General features: G+C 39.4%; 17 protein-coding genes. 16 read left to right on the plus strand and 1 reads right to left on the minus strand.

Annotated features, from left to right (window positions below; genetic code table 11):
* The first annotated feature begins 356 nt into the window (after positions 1 to 356).
* The 16 genes from rimP to I6F53_RS11330 all read left to right on the plus strand — a co-directional run bounded on the left by rimP (position 357) and on the right by I6F53_RS11330 (position 18,545).
* Positions 357 to 812, plus strand: a complete 456-nt coding sequence (gene rimP, locus I6F53_RS11255; RefSeq protein WP_149594524.1) for a ribosome maturation factor RimP — start codon at positions 357 to 359, stop codon at positions 810 to 812.
* Between the two features lie 39 nt (positions 813 to 851).
* Positions 852 to 2,351: a transcription termination factor NusA gene (gene nusA, locus I6F53_RS11260; RefSeq protein WP_166419166.1), complete on the plus strand. Its 1,500-nt coding sequence runs from the start codon at positions 852 to 854 to the stop codon at positions 2,349 to 2,351.
* A gap of 25 nt (positions 2,352 to 2,376) precedes the next feature.
* Positions 2,377 to 5,037: a translation initiation factor IF-2 gene (infB, locus tag I6F53_RS11265; protein ID WP_166419165.1), complete on the plus strand. Its 2,661-nt coding sequence runs from the start codon at positions 2,377 to 2,379 to the stop codon at positions 5,035 to 5,037.
* 158 nt (positions 5,038 to 5,195) lie between these two features.
* A complete protein-coding gene (gene rbfA / locus I6F53_RS11270; RefSeq protein ID WP_197239627.1) occupies positions 5,196 to 5,681 on the plus strand; it encodes a 30S ribosome-binding factor RbfA in 486 nt (161 codons plus the stop codon).
* Entirely contained in the window at positions 5,665 to 6,624 is a 960-nt protein-coding gene (gene truB / locus I6F53_RS11275; protein WP_197239628.1) for a tRNA pseudouridine(55) synthase TruB, read from the plus strand. The genes rbfA and truB overlap by 17 nt, the downstream gene beginning before the upstream one ends.
* A 153-nt stretch (positions 6,625 to 6,777) precedes the next feature.
* Positions 6,778 to 7,047 carry a 30S ribosomal protein S15 gene (gene rpsO / locus I6F53_RS11280; protein ID WP_007585509.1) on the plus strand — a complete coding sequence of 90 codons (270 nt, stop codon included), beginning with the start codon at positions 6,778 to 6,780 and terminating at the stop codon, positions 7,045 to 7,047.
* Between the two features lie 553 nt (positions 7,048 to 7,600).
* Complete coding sequence (pnp, locus tag I6F53_RS11285; protein ID WP_197239630.1) at positions 7,601 to 9,715, plus strand: polyribonucleotide nucleotidyltransferase; 2,115 nt, start codon at positions 7,601 to 7,603, stop codon at positions 9,713 to 9,715.
* Positions 9,716 to 9,856: 141 nt separating this feature from the next.
* A complete protein-coding gene (nlpI, locus tag I6F53_RS11290) occupies positions 9,857 to 10,735 on the plus strand; it encodes a lipoprotein NlpI (protein WP_166419162.1) in 879 nt (292 codons plus the stop codon).
* Entirely contained in the window at positions 10,722 to 11,897 is a 1,176-nt protein-coding gene (locus I6F53_RS11295; RefSeq protein WP_197239631.1) for a hypothetical protein, read from the plus strand. The genes nlpI and I6F53_RS11295 overlap by 14 nt, the downstream gene beginning before the upstream one ends.
* Before the next feature lie 217 nt (positions 11,898 to 12,114).
* Positions 12,115 to 14,907 carry a monovalent cation/H+ antiporter subunit A gene (locus tag I6F53_RS11300; RefSeq protein WP_197239633.1) on the plus strand — a complete coding sequence of 931 codons (2,793 nt, stop codon included), beginning with the start codon at positions 12,115 to 12,117 and terminating at the stop codon, positions 14,905 to 14,907.
* Entirely contained in the window at positions 14,907 to 15,260 is a 354-nt protein-coding gene (locus I6F53_RS11305; protein WP_149594532.1) for a Na+/H+ antiporter subunit C, read from the plus strand. The genes I6F53_RS11300 and I6F53_RS11305 overlap by 1 nt, the downstream gene beginning before the upstream one ends.
* Positions 15,257 to 16,774 (plus strand): monovalent cation/H+ antiporter subunit D, encoded by a 1,518-nt coding sequence (locus I6F53_RS11310; RefSeq protein ID WP_197239634.1) that lies wholly within the window; start codon positions 15,257 to 15,259, stop codon positions 16,772 to 16,774. Before I6F53_RS11305 ends, I6F53_RS11310 begins: the two co-directional genes overlap by 4 nt.
* The gene (locus tag I6F53_RS11315) at positions 16,774 to 17,310 is read left to right on the plus strand and encodes a Na+/H+ antiporter subunit E (RefSeq protein ID WP_197178201.1); all 537 of its coding nucleotides are present in this window, start codon (positions 16,774 to 16,776) and stop codon (positions 17,308 to 17,310) included. The genes I6F53_RS11310 and I6F53_RS11315 overlap by 1 nt, the downstream gene beginning before the upstream one ends.
* Entirely contained in the window at positions 17,304 to 17,573 is a 270-nt protein-coding gene (locus tag I6F53_RS11320) for a K+/H+ antiporter subunit F (RefSeq protein ID WP_007378493.1), read from the plus strand. Before I6F53_RS11315 ends, I6F53_RS11320 begins: the two co-directional genes overlap by 7 nt.
* 9 nt (positions 17,574 to 17,582) lie before the next feature.
* A complete protein-coding gene (locus I6F53_RS11325) occupies positions 17,583 to 17,915 on the plus strand; it encodes a Na+/H+ antiporter subunit G (RefSeq protein ID WP_197239636.1) in 333 nt (110 codons plus the stop codon).
* Positions 17,916 to 18,044: 129 nt separating this feature from the next.
* Positions 18,045 to 18,545, plus strand: coding sequence for a DUF2059 domain-containing protein (locus I6F53_RS11330; RefSeq protein WP_197239637.1), 501 nt, complete (start codon positions 18,045 to 18,047; stop codon positions 18,543 to 18,545).
* A gap of 21 nt (positions 18,546 to 18,566) precedes the next feature.
* On the opposite strand, the gene I6F53_RS11335 is transcribed toward I6F53_RS11330, so the two are convergent.
* Positions 18,567 to 21,209: an EAL domain-containing protein gene (locus I6F53_RS11335; protein ID WP_197239639.1), complete on the minus strand. Its 2,643-nt coding sequence runs from the start codon at positions 21,207 to 21,209 to the stop codon at positions 18,567 to 18,569.
* Positions 21,210 to 21,445: the final 236 nt, after the last annotated feature.

Here is a 21,445-nt window from a genome sequence, read left to right on the forward strand (position 1 = left end):
GGGATGGAGCAGTCTGGTAGCTCGTCGGGCTCATAACCCGAAGGTCGTCGGTTCAAATCCGGCTCCCGCAACCAATTCTACTAGTAAGTATTACCTTACTAATTTATATCGCGCATTCTAAGTAATGCGCGTTTTGCGTTTTAGGCTATTGTAGTTTAATTAGGTCAGTTTACTGACTCGCAACCAAGCTTGGCCCTAGGCCACACAGTTTTATGCTTTATTGGTGTGACGCCCCGCTTGGTTCGGGGCGTTGTTGTATCTGCACCTTACGATTTGTGGCAATTGTCATCAAATTAAAATTTAAACTTAGTATTTTAGGGCTATAAGCCCTTTTTTTGTTTGTATGGAGGATTTTCGTGACAAAACTTGAACAAGATTTAGTAACCATGTTAACGCCTGCGGTAGAAATGTTAGGCTTTGAGTTGCATGGTCTTGAATTTGTGCAAGCGGGTCGCCATTCTACCTTAAGAGTATATATTGCTCATGAGGATGGGATCTCAGTTGATAACTGTGCGGATGCAAGTCGCCAAATTAGTGCGATTTTAGACGTCGAAGACCCAATTACAAATGAATATGATTTGGAAGTGTCGTCTCCTGGTGTTGATCGTCTATTATTCAAACAAGATCACTACGAGCAGGCGCAAGGAGAGGAAGTACGCGTGCGTACTAAACTTCCACAGGATGGTCGTCGTAATTTTAAAGGCGACTTAGTAGCAGTTAGCAACGATATGATCACACTATCTAGCGATGGTGAAGAGCATCTGATCATGCTTAGTAACATCGAACGTGCGAATTTAATCGCGAAGTTTTAAATTCGAGTGCGAAGGAATAGGGCAAGCGAGGCATTACCCATGGCAAAAGAGATATTATTGGTTGCTGAAGCCGTTTCCAATGAGAAAGCGGTTCCAAAAGAAAAGATTTTTGAAGCTCTAGAGTTCGCTCTAGCGACAGCGACAAAGAAAAAACACGATGGCGAAATTGAAGTACGTGTAGCAATTGACCGTAAAACCGGTGATTACGATACGTTCCGTCGTTGGCAGATTGCCGCTGTATTAGAAGATGGTTCTTTAGAGAATCCATACAGCGAAATCACTCTAGAAGCAGCACAGGTTGAAGAACCTGATTTGCAAATGGGTGATTATGTTGAAGAACAAATCGACTCAATCAAATTTGACCGTATTACAACACAAATGGCTAAGCAAGTTATCGTACAAAAAGTACGTGAAGCTGAGCGTGCTTTAGTTGTTGATGCATACAAAGATCAAGTAGGCGAGTTAGTAACAGGTGTAGTTAAAAAAGCAACGCGTGACTCTATTGTTCTTGATTTAGGCAATAACGCAGAAGCAGTAATTTACCGTGATGACATGTTACCACGTGAAAACTTCCGCCCGGGTGACCGTATTCGTGGCCTTTTATATGAAGTTAAGCCTGAAGCACGCGGTGCACAATTATTTGTAACGCGCTCTAAACCTGAAATGCTAATGGAATTATTCCGCATTGAGGTGCCAGAAATCGGCGAAGAGATGATTGAGTTACGTGCCGCAGCACGTGATCCAGGTTCACGCGCTAAAATTGCTGTTAAATCTAACGACAAACGCATTGACCCAATTGGTGCATGTGTTGGTATGCGTGGCGCACGAGTTCAGGCTGTATCGTCAGAACTTGGCGGTGAGCGTGTTGATATCGTACTTTACGATGACAACCCAGCACAATTTGTTATTAACGCAATGGCGCCAGCAGAAGTTGCTTCAATCGTAATGGATGAAGACACTCACTCAATGGATATCGCTGTAGAAGCTGATAACCTAGCGCAAGCAATTGGTCGTAATGGTCAAAACGTTCGTTTAGCAAGCCAGTTAACTGGCTGGGAACTAAACGTAATGACTGTTGAAGACATGCGTACTAAAAATGAAGCTGAATCTGATAAGTTACTTAACTTATTCACTGAAAATTTAGAAATTGATGATGAGTTTGCATCATTACTTATTAACGAAGGTTTCTCGACACTTGAAGAAGTGGCGTATGTACCAGCGTCTGAATTTTTAGAAATTGATGGTCTTGATGAAGAGACTGTAGATTTACTGCGTTCACGCGCAAAAGATGCATTGACAACTAAAGCACTTAAAACGGAAGAAAGCTTAGATGGCGCAGAGCCAGCTGAAGACTTACTTGCGCTTGAAGGCTTAGAGCGTCACTTAGCATTTGTGATGGCAAGCAAGGGTGTTGTTACACTTGAAGACTTGGCAGAACAAGGTATTGACGAATTAGTTGATATCACAGAAGTTTCATCTGAAAAAGCGGGTGAACTGATTATGGCTGCACGAAACATTTGTTGGTTTGCAGACGAGTAATTTATTAACGGAGGTATTACACACTATGGCAGAAGTAAATGTTGAAAAACTAGCCGGCGATATAGGTACGACTGTTGATAAATTGCTACAGCAGTTTTCACAAGCAGGTATCACTAAGCAAGCAACTGATAATGTAACAGAAGCTGAAAAAGCAACGTTACTTGATCATTTAAGTAAGCATCATGGCGGTACAGGTTCAGATGGCCCTGCGCGCATGACTTTACAACGTAAGAGCAAAAGCACGCTAAGTGTGACTGGCTCTACGGGTAAAGCAAAAGATGTTCAAGTTGAAGTTCGCAAAACACGTACTTACGTGAAGAAAAGCGCAATGGAACAAGAGCAAGAGCAAGCTCGCTTAGCTGCTGAAGAAAAAGTGCGCCTTGAAGAGCAGCAAAAAGCTGACCAAGAAGCCGCAGAATTAAAAGCGAAACAAGAGGCAGAACGCAAAGCGAAAGAAGACGCTGACCGTAAAGCCAAAGAAGAAGCTAAACGCAAAGCTGATGCAGAGCGTAAAGCGAAACAAAAGCAGATGACCCCAGAGCAAAGTGCTAAGTCTGAGAAAGATCGCATAGAAGCTGAGCGTCTGCAAAAAGAAGCAGAAGAGGCCGCATTGAAGAAAGCTGAAGAAGAAGCGAAACGTCAAGCAGAAGAAGCAAGAAAGCTAGCTGAAGAGAACTCAGCACGCTGGAAGAAAGAAGAAGAAGAACGTAAGAAACGCGAAGAAACAGCGGATCACCATCTTACGACTTCTACTTATGCACGTGAAGCAGAAGATGTTGCCGATGCTCGTGATGAGCAAGGTACACGCCGTGCTAAGAAAAAGAAAAAAGCGCCAGCAAAAGATAAATTTGCAGCGTCAAGAGGCCGTAATAAGTCTAAGCTAAAAGCACCAGCATCATTACAACATGGTTTCCAAAAACCAACTGTTGATGTTAAAAATGAAGTGCGTATTAGCGAAACAATTACAGTAGCCGAGCTTGCATCACGCATGGCCGTTAAAGGCGCTGAAGTTGTTAAAACAATGATGAAAATGGGTGACATGGTTACTATTAACCAAGTGATTGACCAAGAAGCTGCACAACTAGTTGCAGAAGAAATGGGTCACAAAGTTATCATTGTTAAAGAAAACGAATTAGAGCAAACAGTACTTAATGACCGCCATGAAGATGGTAAGTCAGAGCCTCGTGCTCCAGTAGTAACTGTAATGGGTCACGTTGACCATGGTAAAACATCTACTCTTGATTACATTCGTTCTGCGAAGGTTGCTTCTGGCGAAGCCGGTGGTATTACACAGCATATTGGTGCATACCATGTTGATGTGAACGGTCACATGATCACGTTCTTAGATACACCAGGACATGCTGCATTTACATCAATGCGTGCTCGTGGTGCTAAAGCGACTGATATCGTAATCCTAGTGGTTGCAGCAGATGATGGTGTTATGCCACAAACTAAAGAAGCGGTACAGCATGCTCGTGCAGCTGGCGTTCCTTTAATTATTGCTGTAAACAAAATGGATAAAGAAGGCGCAGATCCAGATCGTGTTAAAAACGAACTTGCTGTACTAGATGTTATTCCAGAAGAATGGGGCGGCGATACGCAGTACGTTCATATCTCAGCTAAAACTGGCTTAGGTATTGACGACCTTCTTGAAGCAGTATTGAACCAATCTGAGCTTTTAGAGCTTTCGGCACCTACTGTAGGTATGGCGGCTGGTGTTGTTATTGAATCTCGTCTTGATAAAGGCCGTGGTCCAGTAGCATCAGTACTTGTTCAATCTGGTACGCTTAACCAAGGTGACATTGTATTATGTGGTCTTGAGTATGGCCGTGTTCGTGCAATGCGCGATGAAAACGGTAAAGACATTAAGTCTGCTGGTCCATCTATTCCAGTTGAGATTTTAGGTCTTTCTGGTATTCCTGCTGCAGGCGACGAAGCGACTGTAGTTAAAGATGAGCGTAAAGCGCGTGAAGTTGCTTTATACCGTCAAGGTAAGTTCCGCGATGTTAAACTAGCACGTCAACAAAAAGCTAAGCTTGAAAACATGTTTACTAACATGACTGAAGGCGATGTTTCTGAAGTTAACGTGGTACTTAAAGCAGACGTTCAAGGTTCTATTGAAGCAATCTCTGATTCACTAACTAAACTTTCTACTGATGAAGTGAAAGTGAAGATTGTTGGTTCAGGTGTTGGTGGTATTACCGAAACTGATGCAACACTAGCTGCAGCGTCTAACGCAATTGTAGTTGGCTTTAACGTTCGTGCGGATGCTTCAGCTCGTAAAGTTATCGAGACTGAGAACTTAGACCTGCGTTACTACAGCGTAATCTACAGCTTGATTGACGAAGTTAAACAAGCAATGTCAGGTATGCTAGCGCCAGAGTTTAAACAAGAAATCATTGGTCTTGCTCAAGTACGTGACGTATTCAAGTCTCCAAAAATTGGCGCAATCGCTGGTTGTATGGTTACTGAAGGTGTTATTAAACGTAGCGCTCCAATCCGTGTACTACGTGAAAACGTGGTTATCTATGAAGGTGAACTTGAGTCACTTCGTCGCTTTAAAGACGATGTTGCTGATGTTCGTAACGGCATGGAATGTGGTATCGGCGTTAAGAACTACAATGACGTACGTGTTGGTGACCAAATCGAAGTATTTGAAACAGTTGAAGTACAACGTACTCTATAATTGTTACTAGGGTGTATTGAACGCTTAAGGTTAACGCCCGAACGTTCTACACGCTCTACGCTAAGATTTTAAATGGGGGCTTAGCCCCCATTTGCATATCCATTATTTAGTTAACTTATTATTAAAATTCAATAAGTTATTATTTTAGGACAAGTATAATGAGAGAATTTTCTCGCACTGATCGTGTTGCACAGCAAATTCAGAAAGAAATAGCTGTAATTTTACAACGCGAAATTAAAGATCCACGCTTAGGTATGGTGACAGTGTCAGCGGTAGAAGTATCGCGCGATTTATCTTATGCCAAAATTTTCATCACGGTGTTTAACACACAAGATGAAGACGCAGCAAAGCAAAGCGCAAAAGTACTTAATGAAGCAACGGGCTATATTCGCTCGTTACTTGGTAAGCGTATCCGTGCACGTATAATGCCTGAGTTGAAGTTTGTAGTTGATAACTCATTAATGGAAGGTATGCGTATTTCTAACTTAGTGGATTCTATTATCCGCGAAGATAACGCAAAGCATGTTGATGAAGACGTAGAAAGTGTTGATGCTGCTGATGTTTTAGATAGCGAAGAAGGTACTGAGCACGTAGACGATACAGATAGCGAAGAAGGCACTGATACAGATGGCAAAGCGCAGTAAAGGCCGTGCAGTTGACGGTATTTTGTTGTTAAACAAACCTGAAGGCATTTCATCAAATAAAGCATTACAGCAAGCAAAGAGTGTTTATTTTGCGCAAAAAGCTGGGCATACAGGTGCTTTAGATCCACTTGCTACAGGTATGCTACCAATTTGTTTTGGTGAAGCGACTAAGTTTACGCAGTTTTTACTCGATACTGATAAAACCTATATCGTTCGTGCACAGCTGGGTGAACGTACAACAACATCAGATTCTGACGGCGAAATTGTTAGCACTAAAGAAGTGAACGTAACGCGTGAACAGCTAACAAAAGAAATAGCTGCTTTTGTTGGTGAGTCTGAACAATATCCGTCAATGTACTCAGCTCTTAAGTACCAAGGTAGACCGTTATATAAGTACGCGCGAGAAGGTATTGAAGTACCTCGTAAATGCAGAAAAATAAACGTGTTTAGCTTATCGTTTGACGAATTTGATGAACAAAGCAACGTATTACAAATGACGGCCCATGTATCTAAAGGGACCTACATTCGCACAATCGTTGATGATTTAGGCGAAAACCTAGGCTGTGGCGCACACGTTATTATGCTCCACAGAACCGCTGTTGGTCAGTATCCGGCAGATAAAATGGTCTCGCTTGATGAGATTGAAGCGTTGCTTGCTAAAGCGAAAGAAGAAGAGCTTGCGCCTTCAACTTATTTAGACTCGCTATTGCTACCAATTGATACTGCTTTAACTGATTTACCCGTTGTTGAAATTACAAAAGAACAAGGGGGGATTTTTAGTCACGGGCAAGCTGTAGAATTATCAATCGCTTTACCTGATGGTGCAATTAAAGTTGTTGCAGATGGTGTGTTTATTGGTACTGGTGAGCGCAACTCAAACGGTCATTTAAAGGTTAAACGTGGTCTTGCTAGTCAGCAAGACGATTACGTAAAGCCTGAATAAGCAACTAATGTGCCTAACCGTGGCTTATTAGTTGTAGTTGGGGATAATTAGCTTGTAGTTATTCCTACAGTTGGTAGAATACGCCCGCTTAATCGTTTTGGCTGAATTAGTGATCGGCTAAGACACCTTTTAAATTTAATTTTTGGAGTTACTATGTCACTAAGCAATCAAGAAAAAATCGATATCATTGCTAAATTTGCACGTGCAGAAGGCGATACAGGTTCATCAGAAGTACAAGTAGCATTACTTACTTTTGACATCAACAAGCTTCAAGGTCACTTTGCTGATCACAAGCATGACTTCCACTCACGTCGTGGTCTGCTTCGTAAAGTAAGCACTCGCCGTAAACTACTTGATTACCTTAAAGGTAAAGACATCACTAGTTATACTGCGTTAATCAAAGAACTTGGCCTACGTCGCTAAGAACTAGATTATAGAAAAAGGAGCTTTTTAGCTCCTTTTTTTGTGCCTGAAATTTGTGTTTTCAAATTAAGAAAATTCTTAAACCTATTGAATTGCAATATAATACCAACCTGCATAAATCTTTGATCAATTTAACGAATTAAATTGTACTATAGCGTTGTTAAAAATTTTTATTTAGAACAACTAGATACAAAAATTTTTGCCTAGTTCTAGCGTAATTTCCTTAACGTTAAATAGACCCCATACATAAGCAGATTGGTATAACCCCCATTTCATTGCCTACCAGTAGCTGTTGTATTTATCCGCTAATTAGCCCAGCTTAAATCTAGTGGCTAGGTTGAACAAATTTCAATCCATAAAGATCAACACACCCTAGACTCGCATTTTGAAGCAGCTTTGGTATATACTATGCGCGTAGGTAAAAAGGTTTATCTACGCTTATTCACATCATTGCCAATTGTAGTACTTAATTGATTTCCAACTGAATACAATTAAGTACTGTAATTGGTACTTTGATGACAACTTATTAGAATACATTTAAGGAATATTTTAAGTGCAAGCAATTATTAAAGAATTCAAACTAGGTCAACATACAGTGACTCTAGAAACTGGTGCAATCGCTCGTCAAGCAGACGGCGCTGTACTTGCAAGCATTGGCGACACTTCAGTTTTAGTAACTGTTGTTGGTAAGCGTGAAGCACAACCTGGCCAAGACTTTTTCCCACTAACAGTTAACTACCAAGAGCGTATGTACGCTGCTGGTCGTATCCCAGGTGGTTTCTTAAAGCGTGAAGGTCGTCCTAACGATGGCGAAACACTTATTGCACGTCTTATTGACCGTCCAATTCGTCCACTTTTCCCAAGCGGTTTTGTAAACGAAGTACAAGTTATTGCTACTGTTGTTTCTGTTAACCCTGAAATTCAACCTGATATGGTTGCGATGATCGGTACTTCAGCAGCACTTGCTATCTCTGGTATCCCGTTCAGTGGTCCAATTGGTGCATCTCGCGTTGGTTACATCAACGGCGAATACGTACTTAACCCTACATTAAAAGAGCTTGAAGAAAGCCAACTTGATTTAGTGGTAGCCGGTACTGATAAAGCTGTACTTATGGTTGAATCAGAAGCTAACGTACTTGCAGAAGACGTAATGCTTGGCGCTGTTGTATATGGTCATGAGCAATCTCAAGCGATCATCACTGCAATTGAAGAATTTAAAGCAGAAGCAGGCAAGCCTACTTGGGATTGGACTGCACCAGCTAAAAATGTTGCACTTGAAGATAAAGTAGCAGCAATTGCCGCTGATAAAGTAGGCGCAGCTTACTTAATTACTGATAAAGTAGCGCGTAAAGAAGCACTTAGCGTAGCTAAAGATGAAGTTGTTACAGTATTAACTGCTGAACTTGCTGAAGGCGAGTCTTTAGATAAGCAAGAAATTGGTAAAATCTTCGGTTCACTTGAGAAGAAAATCGTTCGTGGCCGTATCGCTTCTGGCGAAAAACGTATTGATGGTCGTGAACCAGATATGATTCGTGCACTAGACGTAATGACTGGCGTATTACCGCGTACTCACGGTTCTGCTATCTTTACTCGTGGCGAAACTCAAGCGTTAGTAACAGCTACACTTGGTACAGAACGTGATTCACAGTTAATCGACGATTTAACGGGTACTCATAAAAACCACTTTATGCTTAACTACAACTTCCCTCCATTCTGTGTAGGTGAAACTGGTTTTGTTGGTTCTCCAAAGCGTCGTGAAATCGGCCATGGTAACCTTGCTAAGCGTGGTATAAAAGCAGTAATGCCAACATTGACTGAATTTCCATATTCAATCCGTGTAGTATCTGAAATTACTGAATCAAACGGTTCATCTTCAATGGCTTCTGTATGTGGTACTTCACTTGCACTTATGAATGCTGGCGTTCCAATTAAAGCGTCTGTTGCGGGTATCGCGATGGGTCTAGTTAAAGAAGACGATAAATTCGTTGTTCTTTCTGACATCTTAGGTGATGAAGATCACTTAGGTGACATGGACTTTAAAGTTGCTGGTACGGCTGCTGGTATTACAGCACTTCAAATGGATATCAAAATCGAAGGTATCACTCAAGAAATCATGCAAATTGCGCTTAAACAAGCAAAAGCTGCACGTTTACATATCTTAGAAGTGATGGACGAAGCGATTTCTGCTCCTTCTGAAGAGCTATCAATGTTTGCTCCTCGTATCTACACAATGAAGATCCCACAGAAGAAAATCGCTGAAGTTATCGGTAAAGGTGGCGCAACTATTCGTCAACTTACTGAAGAAACAGGTACAACGATTGAAATCGGTGATGACGGTACAATTAAAATTGCCGCTACAGATGGCGAAAGTGCAGCTAATGCAATTAGCCGTATTGAGCAATTAACAGCTGAACTTGAAGTAGGTACTATCTACGAAGGTAAAGTTGTACGTATCGTAGATTTTGGTGCGTTTGTAAACATTCTTCCTGGTAAAGATGGTCTAGTACATATTTCTCAAATTAGTACAGAGCGCGTTAACAACGTTGCTGATCACCTTTCTGAAGGTCAAGAAGTTAAAGTTAAAGTACTAGAAGTAGATCGCCAAGGCCGTGTACGTCTAAGTATTAAAGAAGCAATGGAATCAGCAGCACCTGCAGCTGACGCGTAATTGCTAACTTATTAATCTAGTTATATTAGCTAGATAGTAAAAAAGGGGCTGTTTAGCCCCTTTTTTTATGCTTTAATGAAACCTTATTAGACAAGGTCTGTCTTATATTAATCGCGATATATCTTGGTATTAAGGATTTTAATGATACTCAAACATTTAGCTTTGGCATCTTTTGCTATTTTGTCTTTAAGCGCTTGTCAAACTACAACAGAATCAGAACCAACCCCGATTGTTAATGTGCCTTTTACAGCACCGTTAGCTTCTGACTTTAGAAGTGAAATTGCTATTGCTCGTTACTCTGAATTATTAAACAGAGCCGACTTGAGCGAAGAACAACAAGCTAAGCTTTATTACGACCGAGGTGTACTTTTTGATAGCCTAGGTATGACTACTCTTTCGCGTATTGATTTTAATCGTGCAGTAAAACTCAAACCTGACTTAGCCGAAGTGTATAATTTTTTAGGTATTCAACACACGCTAATGCAGCAGTTCGAAAAAGCCTATGAGTTTTTTGATTCAGCTCTTGAGCTTGATGAAGAGCATGAATATGCTTATTTAAATAGAGGTATAGCCCTTTATTACGGTGATAGACCAAGCCTTGCTAAAAACGACTTTGATGAATTTTTAGCGCGCTCTCCAAATGATCCATACCGTGTGTTATGGGTTTATTTAGCAAGTGCACAAGAAGATAAAGTAGCAGCAATTGAGTCACTTAAAACGAATGCAACGGCACTTGATGAATCGCAATGGGCATATCAGTTAATCTCTCTTTATACGGGCGATATGACTGAGCATGCGTTTTTATCAGGCATTAGTGATGGTGTTAGGACTGAGCAAGAGTATGCGCAGCGTTTATGTGAAGCTTATTTTTACCTAGCTAAAATGCATCAAGCAGCGGGTGAACTGTATTTAGCATCCGATTATTTTAGGCTTGCGCTTGCGACTAACGTGCACGAGTTTATTGAATACAAATATGCGCGTTTAGAACTTGAGTTGATGGAAGGTGTTGACGCAAGTTAAGCGTTTAAAATTAGTAGGTGTATTACTTTGTTGTTTGTTAATTACAGGCTCGAGTAATCATCTTGGCGCTATTGGCTTTTGGCATGTTTTAAATGCAAAAGCCAATGTGCTACAAAGTTACTGGAATTCACCCGTTTATTTCTCAGCTCATTTAGAGCAGTTACCAAATACCTCTTTAGCTGTACTCGCTCGCAATCAAATTTCCTCAGCACAATATATGTATTCTCTTAGGCTTATTAAAAAAGATCAGAGTGATACTGCAAAACAATTTTGGCTCTCAGGTATAAATGAGTTAACAATTTCAGAGCGTAAAATATTAGCAGCAAAGTTGCTTGAACAATCACGTTGGAGCGACTTAAAACTACTTGCTAGTAAAAATAAATTACCAGCAGGGGATGTGCTAAATCATCTTAAACTTCAATTAAAAACACCACAGAGTAAAATATCTACCGCGTTTATTCATGATCTTGGTTTTTCATCTTTAAAAAATATAAGTAAGCCTAATACGCAATGTATGTTCAACGTGTTGACTATGAGCGACCACCGTAGTGGCTTATATAAACTTACTGAGTTTATTAATGCTTATAACAAACAACCAGAGCCTCGCGATAATATTTTTTGCTTTTCAAAACCAGTTTATGTAGCGGGTACACTCGAGTGCAAAAGTAATGTTAATCAGGTAGCAAAATGTGATTGGCAATCGTCTAAACTCAATGATCAGCTACCGGAAGGTTTTGATTTTATAGTGATGATGCCCAAAGAGGGAACGGCTAATGTTACTAAGGGAACAATGTTAATAAACTCAAAAGCAAATTACAGTGTATTTTTGCATGAGCTAATGCACTTTAACGGTTTTGAAGATGAATATGCATTGCCTAAAACTAAACAAGCATGGCTGTGTGCACAAAGTGGTTTTGTAGCACCTAACTTATTTATTTCCCATGGTGAGTCGCCGCCAGCCGGTTGGCATAGAGCAAAGAGTTGTCAGCTAGGTGGTATTGCTTATAAGCCTAGTGAAAAGTGGTCTATTATGCAGTATCAGCAGCTAGGGCTCTCGGTGCAGTATAGGAAGCTTTGGATAAAGCATTTAGATATGACCAATGGTAATCCTTATCGTCACCCCAGCGCGCTTATATTTGCAAATAAGGCTACACTAAATTAAGTGTTATCAGTATTAATTAATTGTTCTTATGAGCTAAATAAAATGTTTGAAGTTGTATGAAAATCAGCCATATGGAGTCGCTTTTTATAGACAAAATCAGTGTTTTTCAGTATAACTATAGTCATTAATGTCGTTTAAAAACAGGCAGTAAAAGCATCTCCTAGTCACCAAAATAGGGATGCCCTGATAAACTTATAATTATAAAAGGCCCTACACTATGACTTTGCTCTGGATACCCTTGTTATCCTTAATTGGCAGTGTTATTTCTGCATGCACCGGTAAGTTATCTCGTAATCAAAGCGCAGGCCTAACGGCTGTTGCCCCTTTGATTGCTTTGGGTATTACTTTATATCATGCACCTGCAGTTTTAGCGGGCGAAACCATTCGTTACTCTTTATCATGGATCCCGTCATTAGGACTCGATTTATCCCTGCGCTTAGATGGCCTCAGTTTATTGTTTATGTTTATGATTTTAGGCATAGGCTTGCTCGTTATTTTATACACCCGTTACTACCTCAGCGCTAACGACTCAATGGCTAAGCTATACAGTTATTTAATGTTGTTTATGACCGCAATGCTCGGCATTGTTATGTCTAACAACGTTATTCAACTTTGGTTGTTTTGGGAATTAACTAGTATCAGTTCATTTTTATTAATTAGTTTTTGGTGGCATAAGTCAGAAGCACGCAAGGGCGCGCGTATGGCTCTGGCGGTTACCGGGGCAGGCGGTTTAGCATTACTTGCAGGCTTGATGCTCTTAGGTGATATTGTTGGTAGTTACGACTTAGATGTAATTTTAGCAAGCAAAGCAATAATTCAATCTCACGATTTATACGAACTTGCCTTGGTACTTGTATTACTCGGTGCGTTTACAAAGTCGGCACAATTCCCATTCCACTTTTGGCTACCACATGCAATGGCAGCACCTACGCCAGTGAGTGCGTATTTACATTCTGCAACCATGGTGAAAGCCGGTATATTTTTATTAGCGCGTTTTTATCCTGCACTGGCAGGCACAGACACGTGGTTTATTCTTGTTGGATTAACAGGTTTAGCTACATTGTTGTTTGGTGCTTATATAGCCTTATTTAAACACGATTTAAAAGGGCTGCTAGCCTATTCAACAATAAGCCATTTAGGTTTAATAACGCTACTATTAGGGCTTGATACTGAGCTTGCGACTGTTGCCGCTATTTTTCATATAATTAACCATGCAACCTTTAAAGCGTCGCTATTTATGGCTGTGGGTATTATTGACCATGAAACAGGCACCCGAGACATGCGCAAACTTAACGGTATGTGGCGATTTTTACCCTATACAGCAACACTTGCAATGGTCGCGGCTGCATCAATGGCAGGCGTGCCTTTACTTAACGGCTTTTTATCTAAAGAAATGTTTTTTGCAGAAACGCTGCATCAGCAAGTACTCGGCTCTATGTCCTGGTTAATACCGGTATTGGCTACGATTGCGGGTGCATTTTCGGTCGCGTATTCTGCTCGCTTTATCCATGATGTGTTTTTTAATGGCGACCCAATTGATTTACCGCGTACTCCTCATGAACCTCCGCGTTACATGCGTGTACCGATAGAAATCCTCGTTGTAATTTGCTTGCTTGTGGGTATGTTCCCGCACTTTATTGTCGGCGGTATTTTATCTGCTGCATCTTCAGCTGTATTAGGCAAAGCAATGCCCGATTATGTAGTGGCTTTATGGCATGGCTTTAACTTACCGCTACTGATGAGTGCCATGGCTGTGGCAGGCGGTTTGTTTATTTATATTAATCGTCGATATTTATTTCAGTTCCAAGCTTCGTTACCGCCACTCAACGCTAAAAAAACCTTTGAGCGCGCTGTTTTATCGATGGTCGCGTGGTGCCAATCAAGAATTAGTCACATTGAAAATGGCTCTCTACAACGTTACTTAGTTATTATGTTGGGCGTTGTATTACTGTGTGCAGGTTGGCCATTATTTGAAATGCGAGAACTGGCAGGTACTATGCCGCGCACACCGGTAGATGTTCATAATGCAATTGGCGCAGGTTTATTAATAATAGGTGCAATAGCGACCGTTATTTGGCATCGTTCGCGAGTCGTTGCGCTGCTAATGATTTCAATAGTGGGGTTAATGGTATCGGTGGCGTTTACACGTTTTTCGGCCCCTGATTTAGCCCTGACTCAATTAACAGTAGAAGTTGCTACCGTTATTTTACTTATGTTGGCGCTATTCTTTTTACCGCAACACACCCCAAAAGAGTCAAGCTCATTACGTGTATTGCGCGACTTAGGCATTGCCTCAACATTAGGTGTTGTTATTGCAAGTATTTGCTATGCATTGCTTACTCGCCCGCTTGATTCAATTTCTGACTTCTTTATTGCTAACGCTAAAACAGGCGGTGGTGGTACCAATGTGGTAAACGTTATTTTGGTTGATTTTAGGGGCTTTGATACGCTTGGAGAAATTACCGTTTTAGGTATTGCTGCACTGGGTATATTTAAAGTACTTTCGAGAATCCCACTATTTATGCCAGCCAGTGATGGAGAGGGTAGACCTTGGGCACGAGAGCGCCATCCTATTTTGTTAGCCAGTATTTCACACAGCTTATTACCACTTGCATTGTTGGTATCGGCTTATATTTTCTTACGTGGGCACAACCTTCCGGGCGGTGGCTTTATAGCTGGCTTGGTGACGTCTATTGCCTTTATTTTACAATATATGGCACATGGTTCGGCGTGGATCAGCGAACGTTTTGGTGTTAACTATCGAAAAATTATTGCGTCAGGTATTGGTATCGCACTATTTACTGGGGTAGGAAGTTGGTTCTTTGATAAGCCATTTTTAACCACATGGTTTGATTATTTTGATATTCCATTTATAGGTAAAACAGAGCTTGCCAGTGCCATTGTATTTGACCTAGGTGTTTACTTAACCGTGGTAGGTGCTACGTTAATGATTTTAGCAAGCTTAGGTAATATGACAGCAGATACCCAGAAAAAAGAGGTAAATATTTAATGGAATTATTGTACGCATCTTGCGTTGGAGTATTGGTCAGTTGCGGTATATTTTTACTGCTAAGAGCTCGTACGTTTCCTGTTGTACTTGGGCTTACTATGATTTCATACGCTGTTAACTTATTTTTGTTTTCAGCGGGTCGTCTTACTATAAATAAAGCGGTGGTATTGGGTACTGGTACAGATTATGCCGATCCTTTGCCACAAGCCTTAGTACTTACTGCAATAGTAATTGGCTTTGCAATGACCGCCTTTGTGGTTATTTTAGCAATACGTGGGCGTGCCGATTTAGGCAGTGACCATGTTGACGGCCATTTAGTAAAAAGTGCAGCTGAAAGTAAGGAGCAAAAATGATTCAACATTTAGCTTCTCTCCCTATTTTACTGCCTATGTTAGCAGCCGTTATTTTACTGCTACCACCATGTGGAAAAAGTTTACATATTCGTCGTATTGCGTCGTCCATTATGGCAATTATCACATTTGCTATTAGCGTGCTTCTTTTAATACACGTACATAATACGGGTATTAACGTTTATGCCATCGGTAACTGGTCAGCACCATTTGGTATTGTGCTTGTAGCCGACATGCTTTCTACACTTTTGGTTGCACTTACATCGTTACTTGGCCTAGGTGTTATTTTATATAGCTGTGCTGGTGATGATGCTAAGGGGAACTTTTTTCACCCACTTGTTCACTTTTTAGTGTTAGGCGTTAACGGCGCTTTTTTGACCGGTGATTTATTTAACGTATTTGTATTTTTTGAAGTATTACTCATAGCGTCTTATTCACTACTTATGCATGCAGGCGATAAACAAAATACACGCGCGGCACTGCAATATGTAATATTAAACTTAGTTGGTTCAAGCGTATTTTTAATTGGCTTGGGTATTTTATACGGTGTACTTGGTACATTAAATATTGCAGATATGGCTCAAAAAGTCTCATTATTAACCGGTGATGACGTATATTTAGCTAAAGCAGGTGGTTTATTACTGTTAGTTGTATTTGCACTTAAGAGCGCACTATTACCACTACACTTATGGCTGCCAAATACTTATGCAAGCGCAAAGCCTGTTGTCGCTGCGCTGTTTGCAATTATGACTAAGGTAGGCGTTTATGCCATGTTACGTGTATATACCGTAATATTTGGTGAGCAAGCGGGTTCGCTTGAGCACATGGCCCAGCCTTGGTTATGGGGCTTAGCAATTGCGACTATTATTGTAGGCGCTATAGGCGTTGTGGCAGCGCAAGACCTTCGTAAGCTCACCGCAAATTTGGTTGTGGTATCGGTAGGTACTTTGGTTGCTCTTGTCGCATTGCAAAACATAAATGCAACAGCTGCGCTTTTATACTATTTAGTACATTCAACGCTTGTATGTGCGGCGCTCTTTTTATTAGCCGATTTAATTGCAACTCAGCGAGGCAAAGCTGCCGACAGACTCGTTGGTGGACGTATGGTAAATCAGCCATTCCTGTTGGGAGGATGCTTTATTATTGCTGCGTTAACCGTAGCTGGCATGCCGCCTCTATCGGGTTTTATAGGCAAAATATGGATTCTTAAAACCACTTTAAATAGTGAGCAAGCCCAGTTGTTTTGGCCTGTTTATTTAATTATGAGCTTTGTATTACTCATTGCGCTTTCGCGCGCGGGTACTAGCTTGTTTTGGGAACGTAAAGACAGAAAAAATGAAAATTCAGATGGCGTAAATGCGCATCCACTGCAAGTAATAGTCATTATTGGATTACTCGCTTGCTCGCCATTATTAGTTATTTTCGGCGGTCCAATAAGCGAATACATGCTTGATGCAGCTACGCAGTTGCATGATATAAGCGGTGGTATTAACGCTGTAATTAGAGGAGGTGCGTAATGAGATTACAAGCCCGTTATCGTTGGTTACCTACACCGTTTAGAAGTGTATTTTTATTTGTAATATGGTTATTACTAAATAATAGCGTATCGGCAGGGCACTTAGTGCTGGCAACTTTTTTTGCCATATTTATACCGCTACTAAGTTTTTCGCTACGCGACCCTCAGCCACTTATTTTAAAGCCTGGTTTAGCGTTCAAGCAGTTGATTATAGTGCTTTACGATATTGTTGTGGCTAATTTACAAGTTGCTTTATTAATAATGGGGCCTGCAAAAAAGTTACGCCCTGCATTTGTAAAAGTCCCTATAGATTTAATGCATGATATGCCAATTACCATACTCGCTAGCTGTGTTTCATTAACACCTGGTACGGTTAGCGCCGAGGTTTACCCTATTCCAGAATCACTCGCGGAAGGGGAAGAACCAACTCAACGCTATTTATTAATACATGTGCTCGATTTAAAAGATGAAGAAGCACTTATTAAGCAGATTAAACAACGCTACGAAGCTCCACTAAAGGAGATATTTCAATGTTAGACACTGTATTACTCATTGTTTTTTCAATGATTGGATTATCGCTATTACTTAATTTATGGCGACTTATTATTGGCCCATCAGTGCCAGATCGTGTTTTAGCGCTCGATACAATGTACATAAATGTAATCGCGTTGATTATTTTGTACAGCATTAGTATGGACACCGGGCTTTATTTTGAAGCAGCACTGCTTATTGCTATGCTAGGTTTTATAAGTACAGTTGCAGTATGTAAGTATTTACTACGTGGCGATATAATTGAATAAGGTGAAAACATGATCAGCGAATGGGTTGTATCAATATTATTGTTATTTGGTGGTACGTTTATTTTAATTGGCTCAATAGGCTTAATCAAACTACCAGACTTTTTTATGCGTTTACACGGGCCAACTAAAGCAACCACGTTGGGTATGGCAAGCATGTTAATTGCTGCTATGATTTATTTTGCAAATTCAGAGCATGGACTAAGTGTTAAAGAAATACTGATCACTATATTTTTATTAATTACGGCACCTATTAGTGGCTACATGCTAATAAAGTCCGCAATACATTATAAGCTTAAAGCTAAAGAAGGCACTAAAGGCTTGGATAATGTAGAAGATGACTAATACGTAGTAAATTTATAAAAAGCCGAATAAATTCATTTTATTCGGCTTTTTTAGTCATTGCTTGTACCCTTTACAATACTAATAAATCATGTGACTATAAATCGATTATTTATTTTAAAGGATACTATTATGGGTAAGGCATTACTTTTATCATTACTGATTTTCTCTAGCAGTTTATACGCAGATGAAGCGACTAAGCAGCAAAAAATAGATGAACTAATTAATGTAATGAACATGGATGCGATGGTTGATTCTATGTATGGTCAAGTTGAAGGCATGATGAAAGGCATGTCTGATCAAATGGGCGTTAAACCTTCTGAGCAGCCAACTTTTGATAAATACTACGCAGATATGACAGCAGTATTAAAAACGCAAATGAGCTGGGCTAAAATGCAGCCAATGATGGTTAACGTGTACGACAAGCATTTTAATGAACAAGAAATTGCCGATATGTTAGCTTTTTATAAAACAGATACTGGGCAAAAAATACTCGCTAAAATGCCAGTTGTAATGCAAGAATCTATGCAAATGTCACAAAGCTTAATGCAAGATGCAATGCCTAAAATACAAGCTTTAGCGCAGCAACTAAGTGACGAATTAAAAGTATCTCGCGAGGGTGAAAATAAGTAAGGCTGATATTTATCTAAACTTTTATTTTTCATCACATGGGCAGGGTTTACCAATATGGTAGCCCTGTACATAGTTAACACCGATAGTCTCAAGTATTTGGTTAATCTGTTCATTCTCTACAAACTCTGCAATGGTCTGCATTCCCATCATATGGGCTATTTCATTAATAGATTTGACTATTTGTTGATCTACTTGGCTGCGTTCAATATTTTTAATTAAACTGCCATCTATTTTAAGATAATCAGCTGGTAGGTTTTTTAAATATTCGTAAGTAGACGCGCCACTGCCAAAATCATCGATTGCGAACTTAATACCAAGTACTTTCATCTCTCTTATAAAATTTTGAACTTTAGTTATCTGAGATATAGCAGCTGTTTCGGTGATTTCAAAACAAATATTCTTAGCATTGATATCACTTTTTTTTATGAGTTTAATTATGTGTTGTACAAACGCCTCATTACTTAGGCTAATCCCAGATAAGTTAATAGATACAAGGGTATTATTATCAGGGAAAAACTCTCTATATCTCGCTAATAAAGTACTCACTACCCATTGATCTATTAATGTTATTAAGCCATTTTTTTCTGCAGCTGGAATAAATAAATCAGGGGGAATTAGTTTATTATCAAGCGCTTTAAAGCGAATTAAAATTTCGTAGTGGGCTTGTTCACTTATTGAAGAGCTTAGTGGAGCTATTTGCTGTTTAACTAAAAAAAACTGATTATTAGTAATAGCTTGGCTAATATTCGCAATATAGCCTATTTGAAGTGCTTCGTTGTATAAACTATTGTTACCGTGATCGGTAATATAAACACGACCTCGGCCTAGTTCTTTAGCTTTATAGCACGCTAGATCTGCTTTACTAAGTAACTCTGTCGCATTTAGTCCATATGTTATAGGCACCATACCTATACTAATACCTGAGTCAAAAATTCGTTCATTCCATATAAACTTATAGCTTCTAATCGTACTAATTATTTTTTCACAGGTGAGCTGAGCTTGCTCTAAAGTTGAATCATTAACTAATAAAGCAAATTCGTCCCCGCCTAAACGTGCAAGTAAGTCTTTATTAGTAATGCTTTGCTTTATAAGTGTCGCGACTTCACATAACATGGCATCACCAACTAGGTGACCTGCGCTGTCATTAACTAATTTGAAGCGGTCTAAATCGAGTATACATAAAAAGCGTGGAGCTTGATTATTTTGCTTATTAGATAAGTAAGCTTTCAGTTTTTCATTAAAGGTTTGGCGATTTATAAGCCCAGTAAGTTGGTCATAGCTTGCTTGATATACGACTCGTTCCGAAAGCTGATGTTGCTGTGTGATATCCTTAATTATTCCGCGGTAACCCGAAAAATTACTGTTTTGATCAAAGGTTGGCTTAGCCACGAGCATTAAAATTTTAAGATCTTTACTGGATAATTTTATTTTTATAATTAGGTTTTTTATTTTATTTTTTTTCTCAGTAGCTACTTTATAATTTTCCCAAGGAAACTCAATATTATTGTTATTTTTCAATAATGACTCAAAGGTATGATTAAGCATTTTTTGCTGAGATAAATTAAAAAATAACGTTGTATTACCAGAAATATAGCAAAGTTCACCTAATTGATTTGTTTCCCAAAATACATTTGCGCCAGCTTGAGCTAAGTCTTTATAACGCTGTTGATTTATATTTAATATTTTTTGGTTTTGCTTTGTACGTCGAATTATTTCAGCCATTAATATAATGATGCACAGTGCTGTGCTAAATGCTGTAATAGTAAGCCAAACGTAGGTTTTGTACTTTTTATAAAAGCTTGTTTTTTGATTAATAAGAACTTTAGGTGTGGGGGTTAAAGCTAAATTAATACCAATTTCTTCTAATTTTCCAACATCTAAAACCCATATGCTTTGCGCCTGTAAAATAGGCTGTAACAGTGAAGCCTCAGTACCATTTAATATTTTCTTAATGAGCTGACTCGTCTGCATTGCGTGCTGAATACCGTCAAGTTCGTGTGCGCCAGTTGCGCCATTATTTAACGTAACTTTTGCAATAGTGAATATGGGTCTAGTAGTATGCTTAGCTAGTAAAGAGCTACTCTCGCTCCAGCGAATAAGTTCATTTCTTTGATTGGGATTAATGAGTTGTCCGATCACCAGTATTGGAATGTTTTTAGAGTATGGGGTAAGTGTTGTTGCAATATCTATTTCATTTAAATCGATGACCTCATAAATATGTTTAGGTGCTTTTGGGTCCTTATTAATTGCTCTAATTTTATTTAAGTTTATTTTACCGGTTATACTGCTGTCGGAAATAACAATTAACTGTTCTTTCCCCGTCATTCTCTTTATATCGAATACTGTTTGGGCAAGGTTTCTATTTTCGAAAACACCTGTCATGTTTTTTTTTGCTAAAATTTCAGGTGTAACTTGGTTAATACCACTGTATACAATTGGTAATGAAGGGAAAAATGTAGCCCTGTGACCTGTCACCCACTCGAGTGCAGAGTCATCTGTTACAGCAATAAGGCTTAAATTAGTAGATATGTATTTGTGTTGGAGGTAGGTCAAAAATTGTTCTTTAAATTTTCCTTGAGGATAGCGCTTAGCATCCATAAATTCATGGAATAAATGCGTACTTTTTTCTTCTTTAAAAGAATCTTCAAATCCTTTTTTAAGCATACTGGTCCACTCATGCTCACTATGATAAGAATGAATGATCAGAATATTATTTTTAGCATTTTCTGCTATGCCTAGATTGCTATATAGGCAACCTATAAAAATGATAAGGTATTTTAGCAAAACATAAAATAATCAATTTGTTAGGGAGTTTATAGTATGCGTTTAATTGCACTATATCCAACTTTCGATTAAAAATACGAGTTAAGTTTATACTATTATATTTTTTGTAGGGAAAA

This window comes from Pseudoalteromonas sp. SWN29, assembly GCF_015864465.1.
Classification (GTDB): domain Bacteria; phylum Pseudomonadota; class Gammaproteobacteria; order Enterobacterales; family Alteromonadaceae; genus Pseudoalteromonas.

Bases quoted from the DNA above. Each gene is read 5' to 3' on its own strand.
- nusA (WP_166419166.1), top strand. From the start codon at position 852: ATGGCAAAAGAGATATTATTGGTTGCTGAAGCCGTTTCCAATGAGAAA.
- infB (WP_166419165.1), top strand. From the start codon at position 2,377: ATGGCAGAAGTAAATGTTGAAAAACTAGCCGGCGATATAGGTACGACT.
- rbfA (WP_197239627.1), top strand. From the start codon at position 5,196: ATGAGAGAATTTTCTCGCACTGATCGTGTTGCACAGCAAATTCAGAAA.
- truB (WP_197239628.1), top strand. From the start codon at position 5,665: ATGGCAAAGCGCAGTAAAGGCCGTGCAGTTGACGGTATTTTGTTGTTA.
- rpsO (WP_007585509.1), top strand. From the start codon at position 6,778: ATGTCACTAAGCAATCAAGAAAAAATCGATATCATTGCTAAATTTGCA.
- nlpI (WP_166419162.1), top strand. From the start codon at position 9,857: ATGATACTCAAACATTTAGCTTTGGCATCTTTTGCTATTTTGTCTTTA.
- I6F53_RS11300 (WP_197239633.1), top strand. From the start codon at position 12,115: ATGACTTTGCTCTGGATACCCTTGTTATCCTTAATTGGCAGTGTTATT.
- I6F53_RS11305 (WP_149594532.1), top strand. From the start codon at position 14,907: ATGGAATTATTGTACGCATCTTGCGTTGGAGTATTGGTCAGTTGCGGT.
- I6F53_RS11310 (WP_197239634.1), top strand. From the start codon at position 15,257: ATGATTCAACATTTAGCTTCTCTCCCTATTTTACTGCCTATGTTAGCA.
- I6F53_RS11315 (WP_197178201.1), top strand. From the start codon at position 16,774: ATGAGATTACAAGCCCGTTATCGTTGGTTACCTACACCGTTTAGAAGT.
- I6F53_RS11320 (WP_007378493.1), top strand. From the start codon at position 17,304: ATGTTAGACACTGTATTACTCATTGTTTTTTCAATGATTGGATTATCG.
- I6F53_RS11325 (WP_197239636.1), top strand. From the start codon at position 17,583: ATGATCAGCGAATGGGTTGTATCAATATTATTGTTATTTGGTGGTACG.
- I6F53_RS11330 (WP_197239637.1), top strand. From the start codon at position 18,045: ATGGGTAAGGCATTACTTTTATCATTACTGATTTTCTCTAGCAGTTTA.
- I6F53_RS11335 (WP_197239639.1), bottom strand. From the start codon at position 21,209: ATGCTTAAAAAAGGATTTGAAGATTCTTTTAAAGAAGAAAAAAGTACG.